At 74.0% G+C, this 10,050-nt stretch carries 12 protein-coding genes; 7 read left to right on the plus strand and 5 right to left on the minus strand.

From position 1 onward, the window contains the following. The 3 genes from A6Q79_RS06520 to A6Q79_RS06530 all read right to left on the minus strand — a co-directional run. Window positions 1–354, minus strand: a 354-nt coding sequence (locus A6Q79_RS06520) for a hypothetical protein (RefSeq protein ID WP_317697204.1), incomplete at its 3' end; no start/stop codon positions are given. A gap of 135 nt (window positions 355–489) precedes the next feature. After that, window positions 490–963 (minus strand): GNAT family N-acetyltransferase, encoded by a 474-nt coding sequence (locus A6Q79_RS06525; protein ID WP_286689575.1) that lies wholly within the window; start codon window positions 961–963, stop codon window positions 490–492. Between the two features lie 35 nt (window positions 964–998). Continuing rightward, a complete protein-coding gene (locus tag A6Q79_RS06530; RefSeq protein WP_286689574.1) occupies window positions 999–1,835 on the minus strand; it encodes a hypothetical protein in 837 nt (278 codons plus the stop codon). Window positions 1,836–1,941: 106 nt separating this feature from the next. Between A6Q79_RS06530 and A6Q79_RS06535 the strand changes: the two genes are divergently transcribed. From A6Q79_RS06535 to A6Q79_RS06555, 5 genes are all read left to right on the plus strand, one after another. Continuing rightward, on the plus strand, window positions 1,942–3,825 hold the full coding sequence (locus A6Q79_RS06535; protein WP_317697207.1) for a penicillin-binding transpeptidase domain-containing protein: 1,884 nt from the start codon (window positions 1,942–1,944) through the stop codon (window positions 3,823–3,825). 88 nt (window positions 3,826–3,913) lie between these two features. Further along, window positions 3,914–4,831: an ABC transporter ATP-binding protein gene (locus A6Q79_RS06540; protein ID WP_286689572.1), complete on the plus strand. Its 918-nt coding sequence runs from the start codon at window positions 3,914–3,916 to the stop codon at window positions 4,829–4,831. Next, window positions 4,828–5,643: an ABC transporter permease gene (locus A6Q79_RS06545; RefSeq protein ID WP_286689571.1), complete on the plus strand. Its 816-nt coding sequence runs from the start codon at window positions 4,828–4,830 to the stop codon at window positions 5,641–5,643. Before A6Q79_RS06540 ends, A6Q79_RS06545 begins: the two co-directional genes overlap by 4 nt. 17 nt (window positions 5,644–5,660) lie before the next feature. After that, a complete protein-coding gene (locus tag A6Q79_RS06550) occupies window positions 5,661–6,782 on the plus strand; it encodes a sensor histidine kinase (RefSeq protein ID WP_286689570.1) in 1,122 nt (373 codons plus the stop codon). Continuing rightward, complete coding sequence (locus A6Q79_RS06555) at window positions 6,779–7,387, plus strand: response regulator transcription factor (RefSeq protein WP_286689569.1); 609 nt, start codon at window positions 6,779–6,781, stop codon at window positions 7,385–7,387. The genes A6Q79_RS06550 and A6Q79_RS06555 overlap by 4 nt, the downstream gene beginning before the upstream one ends. A 21-nt stretch (window positions 7,388–7,408) precedes the next feature. Here the strand turns inward: A6Q79_RS06555 and A6Q79_RS06560 are convergent, their stop codons facing one another. Further along, window positions 7,409–7,966, minus strand: coding sequence for a copper resistance CopC family protein (locus tag A6Q79_RS06560; RefSeq protein ID WP_286689568.1), 558 nt, complete (start codon window positions 7,964–7,966; stop codon window positions 7,409–7,411). Window positions 7,967–8,095: 129 nt separating this feature from the next. On the opposite strand from A6Q79_RS06560, the gene A6Q79_RS06565 reads away from it, so the two are divergent. Beyond that, complete coding sequence (locus tag A6Q79_RS06565; protein WP_083516142.1) at window positions 8,096–8,491, plus strand: metalloregulator ArsR/SmtB family transcription factor; 396 nt, start codon at window positions 8,096–8,098, stop codon at window positions 8,489–8,491. After that, entirely contained in the window at window positions 8,491–9,405 is a 915-nt protein-coding gene (locus A6Q79_RS06570) for a cation diffusion facilitator family transporter (protein ID WP_286689567.1), read from the plus strand. The genes A6Q79_RS06565 and A6Q79_RS06570 overlap by 1 nt, the downstream gene beginning before the upstream one ends. A 204-nt stretch (window positions 9,406–9,609) precedes the next feature. Here A6Q79_RS06570 and A6Q79_RS06575 read toward each other — a convergent pair. Beyond that, a partial coding sequence (locus tag A6Q79_RS06575; protein ID WP_317697218.1) for a DUF3152 domain-containing protein occupies window positions 9,610–10,050 on the minus strand: 441 nt, incomplete at its 5' end.

A 10,050-nucleotide genomic window follows, 5' to 3' on the forward strand; every position in this document is an offset into this window, starting at 1 on the left:
CGCCTCGGTGCGTGCGGGTGCCGCCGTGACGCTGCGCGGCGCCGACGTGACGGCGCCGGTGGTGCCGTGGATCTTCCCGCGGGCGTCGAGCTGGACGACGACCTCGGCACCGATCACCGGCTTGCCGGCGAGGTACTGCTGGAAGTGCGCGACGCTGCCGCCCGGCACCTGGACGGTGCGGTCCAGACGCAGGTCCGCTCGCGGTGCACCGTGCTGCCGGGCGTAGGAGTCGGCGGCGGCCACCGTCGGCGCCTCGCCGCGTGCCGACGCACTCGTGCTCCCGAGACCGACGATCCCTGCTGCTGTCGTCGCGGTCACGAGGGCCGCGACGCAGCCCATCATCTTTCGTGTCATGAGTTCCCCCGAACTGTGGGTGCCGGGCGTGTCCCGGCACCGCTGGCGACACTCTAGGACTCCGGCCTGGCGAAGGTCGACGTTCTCGACCTGTGCTGGCCGACACGTCCGGCGACCGCTCCGCGGCGCAGTGACTCAGAGACGCTTGCGCATCTGGAGGATGGTGACCTCGAACCCCATCTGCTCGTACAACGCCCGGGCGCCGGAGTTGAACCCGAAGACCGACAGCCCGACCTCGACCACCCCGCGGTCGCGACAGACCTGCTCGGCCGCCTCCATGATGGCCCAGCCGTAGCCCTGACGGCGTCGGTCGGAGGTGACCAGGAAGTCGTACCCGAAGGCGACCAGCCCGTCCGACCTCTCGGTGAACCCGAGCCACAGCATGCCGACCTCGAGGTCGCCGTCCCGCGCGGTCCAGAGCTCGTGGTCCGCGGTGTCGACGCCGTCGGGCAGGGAGCTCGCGAAGTCGTCGGCGGCCTTCCGCCGGGCCTCGGTCTCGGGCATCATCCCCGCCGCCACGATGTTCTCCGCGTACTCCCGCTCGGCCAGCTCGCGATAGGCGGGGAACTGCTCGGCGGTCATCGGGACCAGGCGCACGGAGGGGGACACACCGCGATGCTACGAGCAGTGCGCGGTCTTGAAGGTCACCGCTGCGGGACGGCGTCGCGCGGGGTGTCGTTGACGGGGGTACCGCCCGCGCCGGCATCGCCCGTCTCCCGGTCGACGGCCCTGTCCACGGCGCTGTCGACGTCGCGGTGGGTGAGGGCCAGGTAGGTGACGAGCCCGGCGAACAGCACGAGACCGGCGAGCGTCACGGACCCGGTGCCCCAGCCGACCCCGCCGTCCTTCGTCCCCTTGCCGAGCCAGTCGGCCACCGACGCGCCGAGCGGGCGCGTCATCACGTAGGCCGACCAGAACGTGATGGTCGGGTTCAGGCCCGCGCGCCACAGGCCCCAGGGCACGAGGATGGCGGCCCCGAAGACGAGGATCGACCAGACGAAGCCGAGGCCGGCGTCGACGGCGGCTGCGTCGCCGAGCGCGGTGCCGAGGCCGAACGTCAGCAGCACGACGCCCCAGTAGAAGCGTTCGCGTCGGGCCGTCGTGATCGAGTGGACCGAGATCGTGCCCTCGCTGCGCCGCCACCACGCGAGCACCACGCTGAGCAGCGCGAGGTAGACCAGCGAGTCGACCCAGTAGGGCGTGCCGAGGACGACGTGCGGACCGTCAGCGATCATCGTGCCGAACACCGCGACGGCGAGGACCGTGGTCCAGTAGCGGACCGGGTGGTACCGGTCTGCCCGCAGCTGCGTCCACAGCGCCAGGGCGAAGCCGCCGATGCCGATGGCTGCGGCGAGCGCGATGCTCACCGTGCCGAGGTAGTCCGACCCGGTCTCGCCGATGCCGGTGGTGAGCAGCTTCACCACCCAGAACGTCGCCAGGACGGAGGGGACCTTGGAAGCGGCGAAGGTTCGCGTCGTCATGGGTGGGACCGTAGGGACGCGAACCTGCCGACAACCTGAACAGGGCGCGGCGCAGGCTGCCGCGCGCCGTCGTCGACCGTGCGGCCCGGGCTGGTCTACTGCCGTCATGCGTCTGCGTCGCCCCGCCCGTGTCCGCGTCGTCGTCGCGGGTGCCGCACCGCTGCTGGCCGCAGGCGTACTGGCCGGGTGCAGCCTCGGCGGCCCCGACCCCGACGACGCGGCCCGGACGCTCGCCGCGGGACTGTCGAAGGGCGACGTCACGTCGGTGCCGACGACGGGCGACGGGACCCGCAACCAGGCCGACCTCGAACGGGTCGTCGGCGACGTCGGCGGGACGCAACGGGTGCGGGTGACGTCGGTGGAGGAGGACGACGGCGTCACCACCGCCGAGCTCCGGCACCGGTGGACGATCGGCGGGGCCAGTTGGACGTACGACACCGCTGCGACCCTCGTGGAGCAGGACGGGGCCTGGCGCGTGCGCTGGGAGTCGTCCGTCGTGGCGCCCGTCGAGGAGGGCGAGACGCTCGGCGTGCGCACGACGCCGGCCGAGCGAGGCGACGTGCTCGGCGCCGACGACGCCGTCCTCGTCACCGCACGACCGGTCGTGCGGGTCGGGATCGACAAGACCGACGTCGACCCCGACGCTGCCGGGACGTCGGCCGAGCGGCTGGCGCGACTGCTCGGCATCGACCCCGGGGCCTACCGCCGGCGGGTCGAGGCGGCCGGCGACCAGGCGTTCGTCGAGGGGCTCGTCCTGCGTGCCGACGGTGACGTGCCCACCCGGCAGGAGCTCGCCGCGATCCCCGGGTCACTGGCCGTCGAGGGCACGCTGCCGCTGGCCCCGACGCGGGCGTTCGGGCAGCCGCTGCTCGGAACCGTCGGCGAGGCCACCGCAGAGGTCGTCGAGGCGTCCGACGGTGCCGTCCGCCCGGGCGACCCGGTGGGGCTGTCCGGGCTGCAGGCGCGCTACGACGAGCAGCTGCGCGGCACCCCCGGCGTGGAGGTGCTGGCCGTCGACGACGACCCGGACACCGAGTCCCGGCGACTCTTCTCCAGCGACCCGAAGGCCGGGAAGCCGCTGCGCACCACGCTCGACCCCGACCTGCAGGGCGCGGCGGACCGGATCCTCACCGACGTCGGCCCGGCCAGCGCGATCGTCGCGATCCGGCCGTCGACGGGTGCGCTGCTGGCGGTCTCCAGCGGCCCCGGCGGCGACGGCGCCGACACAGCGTTGACGGGTCGGTACGCACCGGGCTCGACCTTCAAGGTCGCAACGGCGCTGGCCCTCCTGCGCTCGGGCCTCACCCCGGACAGCCAGGTGCCGTGCACCCCCACCCTGACGGTGGACGGCCGACGGTTCACGAACTACTCCGACTACCCCGCCTCGGCGGTCGGCGACGTGCCCCTGCGGACCGCCTTCGCGCAGTCCTGCAACACGGCCATGATCGCCGAGCGGGATCGGGCGTCGCAGGAGGAGCTCGCGGCCGCGGCAGCCGGGCTCGGGCTGGGCCGCGACGTCGACCTCGGGATGCCTGCCTTCCTCGGGCAGGTGCCGACGCAGGCCGACGGCACCGAGCGCGCCGCCTCGGTCATCGGCCAGGGCCGGGGGGAGGCCTCCCCGCTGGCCATGGCCGTGGTCGCCGCCTCCGTCGCCCACGGCGGCACGGGGACCCCGGTGCTCCTGCCCGACCGCCGGGCGAAGGAGGCGCCGGAGCCCGAGGAGCCGGTGACCCGGGCGCAGGCCACGAGCCTGTCCGGACTGATGCGGGCGGTCGTCACCGACGGCAGCGGTGCGTTCCTGCGCGACCTGCCGGGCGGCCCGGTGGGGGCCAAGACGGGAACCGCCGAGTACGGCGACGACCAGCCGCCCCGCACGCACGCCTGGATGATCGCGACGCAGGGCGACCTCGCCGTCGCCGTGCTCGTGGTGGACGGCGACTCCGGCTCAGGCACCGCCGGCCCGCTGCTCGAGCGGTTCCTGCGCCGCTGACCCGATGGCGCGACCCCTGACATCCGTCACGGCGAGGTCGTGACGCGCGATCCGGGGCCGGACCCGCCGTGCGGGCCATGCTCGAGGCATGAACCAGACCAGACCCGACGCGGTGCGCCTGCAGCAGGTGCGTCGCTCCTTCGGCGACGTCGAGGCCGTGCGCGGCATCGACCTCGTCGTCCGCCCCGGTGAGGTGGTGGCCTTCCTCGGCCCCAACGGCGCCGGGAAGACCACGACCCTCGACATGGTCCTCGGCCTCGGTCGACCCACCTCCGGCACGGTCCACGTGCTCGGCCTCGAGCCGCGCGAGGCCGTCGCCCAGGGTCGGGTCGCCGCGGTCATGCAGAGCGGCGGGCTGCTGAAGGACCTGACGGTCGCCGAGACCGTCCGCTACGTGCGCAGCCTCTTCACCCACGTGCGCGACGTCGACGACGTGCTCGAGCGTGCCGGGCTCACGCGCCTCGCGGACCGGCGGGTCGGGCTGTGCTCCGGTGGTGAGCAGCAGCGCCTGCGGTTCGCGCTCGCCCTGCTCAGCGACCCCGACCTGCTGCTGCTCGACGAGCCCACCACCGGCATGGACGTCGAGGGGCGCCGGACCTTCTGGAGCGCGATCCGTGACGACGCGCGGCACGGTCGCACCGTCATGTTCGCGACCCACTACCTCGAGGAGGCCGATGCCTACGCCGACCGGATCGTTCTCGTCAGCGGCGGTCGCGTCGTCGCCGACGGGACGGCGGCCGAGATCAAGGCCCGTGCCGTCGGCCGCACCGTACGAGCGACCTGCCCCGACGTCGACGACGCGACGGTGGCCGAGATCGCCGCGCTGCCCGGCGTGGACGGCGTCGACGTACGAGGCAGCAGCGTCGTCGTGCACGCCACCGACTCCGACGCCGTGGCGCGTCACCTGCTCACCCGCACTACCGCACACGACCTGGAGATCGTCGGACGGGGCCTGGAGGACGCGTTCCTCAGCCTCACCGGCACCGACGAGAGGACCCCCGCATGAGCACCCCCGCCACCCCGTTCGACACCGCCACCCCGGTCGACGGGGCCACCCCCGGCACCCGCCGGGCCCCTCGCCTCGGAGGCTTCAACCGGGTCCTCCTGTCGCTCGAGCTGCGCCGGATGCTGCGCAACCGACGCACCGTCTTCTTCTCGCTGCTGTTCCCCGCGGCGCTGTACTTCGCCTTCGCGGGCAGCAGCGGCAGCGACGAGCGGGTGGGTCACGGCAACGTGGCGGCCTACGTCATGGTCTCGATGGCGCTCTACGGCGCCGCGCTGACCACCGCGTCGGCGGGCTCGTCGGTCGCGCTCGAGCGGTCGGTCGGCTGGTCGCGGCAGCTGCGCCTGACGCCGCTGCACCCGCTCGCCTACATCGCCACGAAGGCGGCCTGCGCACTGGTGCTCGGCGCCCTGGCGGTCGCGGTCGTCAACGGCGCGGCGCTGCTGCAGGGTCGGGCCGACCTTCCGGCCGGCCGGTGGCTGGCCTGCGCGCTGCTGGCCCTGCTCTGCTCCTTCGTCTTCGCGGCGCTCGGCCTGTTCGTCGGCTACGTCGTGCCCGGCGAGAACGCCATGCAGCTGCTCGGGCCCGGGCTCGCGCTGTTCGCCTTCCTCGGCAACCTGTTCATCCCCATCACCGAGGGCACGACGCTGTGGCACGTCGCGTCGGTGACCCCGATGTTCGGCGTGGCGGAGATCAGCCGCGCACCGCTCACGGGCGAGCTGCCCTGGTACGCGGTCGTCAACGCCGTCGCCTGGCTGGTCGTGTTCGTCGCCGGCGCGGCCTGGCGGATGAGCAAGGACACGGCCCGCGGGTGAGCCGTACGCTGCCCGACATGAGCGCGCCACGGACCGTCGCCGTCCCCACCGGACGCTACGGTCCGTGGTTCGCGCTGATCTGGCTGTTCTTCCTCGGCGACCCTCTGCTCGCGGCGTGGGCGCGCCGCGACGAGGCGGCCGGGATCGGCGGACTGGTCGTGACCGTCCTGTTCGCCGCGCTCTACATGCTCATCTGGTGGCAGGCGCGTCGGGAGCGCTGGATGGCCGACCGGACGCCGCCGCCGGCGCGCGCACTCGGTCTGTTCGTCGGGCTGGTCGTGCTGTGCGCCGCCGACGTGGCCCTGCTCGGCGAGGTCGGGACGGCATGCGTCGTCTACGTCGCGATCTCCGCGGTCCTGCTCTTCCGGCTGGTCGTGGCTGCCGCCCTCGTCGTGCTCGCGGTGGTCGGGTCTCTCGGACTCGGGGCTGTCGAGGGCTGGGGCAGCCAGGCCGGGCTCGCCTTCGCCGTCCTCGCCGGGTCGGTCGCGATCTTCGGTGTCCGTGCCCTGATCAGCCGCAACGCCCAGCTGCTCCTCGCGCAGGCCGAGAACGCCGAGCTGGCCGTGGAGAACGAGCGCACGCGCTTCGCCCGCGACCTGCACGACATCCTCGGCCACTCGCTGACCGTCATCACCGTCAAGGCCGAGCTGGCCCGTCGGCTGCTGGAGTCCGGCGACGACGCCGACCGGCCCCGGGCGCTCGCCGAGGTGGGCGACCTGGAGCGGCTCGGCCGCGACGCGCTCGCCGACGTCCGTCGCGCGGTGGAGGGCTACCGCGAGATCACCCTGCCGGGCGAGATCGCCCGGGCCCGCACGGCGCTGGCCGCGGCGGACGTCGAGGCGTCGCTGCCGGGCACGGTCGACGACGTCCCCACCGACCTGCGCGACCTCTTCGCGTGGACGGTCCGCGAGGGGGTCACGAACGTCGTGCGCCACGCCGCTGCGCGTCGGTGCACCGTCACGGTGGACGCCCGAGCGGTGGAGGTGCGCGACGACGGGCGCGGGTGGGACGAGGGCGGGTCCGACGGCGGCCACGGACTGGCCGGCCTGCGAGAACGCGCCGCAGCGGTGGGCGCGACCGTCGTCGTGCGCTCGCTCGACCCCGGGCTCAGCCTGCGCGTGGGACGGGAGGCGTCGTGACCATCCGTCTGCTGCTCGCCGACGACCAGGCGCTCGTCCGCGGTGCGCTCGCCGCGCTGCTGTCGCTGGAGCACGACCTCGAGGTCGTCGCGGAGGTCGGCTCCGGTGCCGACGTGCTCGACGCCGTCCGGGAGCACCGCCCCGACGTCGCGCTGCTCGACATCGAGATGCCGGGCCTGGACGGCATCGAGGCCACGCGCGCGGTGGTCGCGGCGGGCCTCGGGACGCGGGTGCTGGTCGTGACCACCTTCGGCCGGCCCGGCTACCTGCGGCGGGCCCTGCAGGCCGGTGCGTCGGGGTTCGTCGTGAAGGACGTGCCCGCCACGCAGCTCGCCGACGCCGTGCGCCGGGTGCACGCGGGCCTGCGCGTCGTCGACCCGACCCTGGCCGCGGACAGCCTCGTCAGCGGCGACTCACCGCTCACCGAGAGGGAGACCGACGTGCTGCGCGCCGCTCGCGACGGTGCGAGCGTGGCGGTCGTCGCGCAACGCCTCCACCTGTCGCAGGGCACGGTCCGCAACCACCTGTCGGCCGCGATCGGCAAGACCGGGGGCGAGAACCGCGCCGCCGCGGTGCGCGTGGCCGAGGCCAACGGCTGGCTCTGACGGGACCCGACGCGACGCGTGTCAGTCCTCGTCCTCCTTGGCCGACGACGTGAGCCCGGCCTTGACGATGTAGATCAGCAGGCCGGAGGAGATGACGAGGAAGCCCATCACCCACAGCGGCGCCCACTTCTGGGAGGGGTCGTCCTCGACGTCGGTCACGGTCACGTCGTCCTGGGAGCCCGGCGCGGAGTCGGAGCCCGAGGTACCGGCGCCGTCGGTCGAGGGCTTGACGGTGAAGGGGATCTCGCCGCTGACGGGGTGCCCGTCGGCCGACACGACGCGGTAGACGACCCGGTAGGAGCCGGCGGCGGCCTCGCCCGGCCGGACCCCCACGAGCACGCGACGTCCGGCCACGGTCACGTCGCCGTCGTCCAGACGGGTGCCCGAGGAGCTCAGCACGCGCAGCACGGCGCCGCTGCCCACGTCCTCGCTGAGCGTGATCGACACCGTCTCGGGCAGGGCCGTCAGCGCGGCGCCGTCCTGCGGGTCCGACGACTCGACCGACGCGTGGGCCAGGGCGGGCGACGGAGCGGCGAACAGGGCGACGGTCGCGACGAGACCGAGGACGAACGAGCGCACGGGAGACCTCCTGGGGCGACCGCAGGATGCGGTCGACGGCTACGACGCATCGTAGTAGCCGTCGCCTGAGCGCCCGCGCGCGCCGGCGGGGGTCTCGCCAGCAGCGCCGGTCGGCGTTATCATCGACGAATGGCGATCAATCACCACAGTGGCGACGGCCACCGCGCCCGCGGGCACGACGCACCGCGCGAGCACGAGGGGCACCGTCACCCCGAGCTCACGGGGGCTGACGGGTCGGTCGTCGCCGCTCGGCTGTTCCACGGCCTGGCCGACCCCGGTCGGCTGCGCATCCTGCGCCACCTGCAGCTCGGCGAGCACCGGGTGGTCGAGCTCACCGCCCACCTCGGTCTGGCGCAGTCGACCGTCTCGGCGCACGTCGCCTGCCTGCGCGACTGCGGCCTGCTCGACGTCCGTCACGAGGGCCGCTCCTCCTACTACCGGCTCGCGCACCCCGAGGCCACGGACGAGCTGCTCGCCACCGGGGCCCGGCTGGTCGGGCTCGCCGCACCGGAGGAGGTCGGCTGATGGGCCACGGTCACGGTCACGGCGGACCCGCCAGCCAGCGCCACCGCGGACGGCTCGCGGTGGTGTTCGCGCTCGTCGCCGCCTTCTTCGTCGTCGAGCTCGTGTACGGGTTGCTCGCGTCGTCGCTGGCGCTGCTCTCCGACGCCGGCCACATGGCCGCCGACGTCGTCACGCTCGGCGCCGCGCTGGCCGCCACGCGCATCGCCACCCGCACCGACCGCACCGGACGACGCACCTTCGGCTCCTACCGTGCCGAGGTCTTCGCGTCCGGGTTCGCCGTGCTCGTCATGCTCGGCGTCTCGGTCTACGTCGTCGTCGAGGCGGTCTCGCGGATCGGCTCGCAGGTCGACGTGCAGACCGGCCCGATGATCGTCGTCGGCGTCCTCGGTCTCCTCGTCAACGTCGTCTCGCTCGTGCTGCTGAACGCGGGCGCGGGTGAGTCGCTCGTCGTGCGCGGCGCCTACCTCGAAGTCGTGGCCGACGCCGCCGGCTCGGTCGGGGTCGTCGTCGCCGGCGTGCTGGTCGCGACGACCGGCTCCGCGCGGTGGGACACCGTGGTGGCGCTGGCGATCGGCGTGTTCGTCGCCGTCCGCGCGGTGGTGCTGGCGCGCCAGGTGCTCGCCGTCCTTGGCCAGCACGTGCCCGACGGCATGGACGTCGACGCCGTCGTCGCCGACCTGCGCGCCGTCGAGGGAGTCGACGACGTGCACGACCTCCACGTCTGGGTGCTCACCTCGGGCATGAACGTCGCGACGGCCCACCTGGTGGCCGCCGGCGCGAGCACCGGCCCGGCCGCGCTCGACCGTGTGCTCGCCGACGCGCGCTCGGTGCTCCGCGAGCGGCACCACGTCGAGCACGCCACCCTCCAGGTCGAGGGGTGCCGCGCGCCGGAGTGCCACAGCGTCGACTGGTGACCGCAGCGCCGGCATCGAGGTCTACGCAAACGAGGCGCCGAAGTACGGATGTCTGCGCCGGGCTGTCCGGTGGGTGCGGCACGCCGTGCGACGGTCGAGACGTCGGACGGTGCGGTCTCGCACTCGGGATCGTGGACGAGACTCCCAACCGCACCGTCCGACGCCCACCGGGCCCGACGCCTTCCGACGGGCCCGGTGTCGTGGTCAGGGCCAGGGGTTCTTGACGCAGCCCTGGAGGCCCTTGCTCTGCTGCAGCATCACGGGCGCCTTCGCGCCCGGCGCGGGGCACCCGACGTGGTACTTGCCGAGCGCGTGCCCGACCTCGTGGTTGACGAGGTAGGTGCGGTAGCCGGTCAGGTCGTCGCCGTAGTAGGTCACGCCGCGGACCCACCGCTTGACGTTGAGCACCACCCGGTCGCCGCTGCGGCACGACACCTCGCCGCGCGTGAGCAACGGCGCGCACAGCCGGTCGACCGTGTCGGGGCTCGCGAGCATGACGCGCACGTCGGGGTCCCGTGCCACCTCCGTGAACGCCCAGCCGTCGGTGCGCCAGCCGCGCTCGTGCCCCAGCACGCGGGCGACGTCGCGCGCGAACGTCGCCCGGTCCTGCAGCAGGCCGTTCTCGACCTCGACGGTGTAGGTGCG

The organism is Aeromicrobium sp. REDSEA-S32_B7, assembly GCF_001626145.1.
In the GTDB taxonomy this organism is placed as follows: domain Bacteria; phylum Actinomycetota; class Actinomycetes; order Propionibacteriales; family Nocardioidaceae; genus Aeromicrobium; species Aeromicrobium erythreum.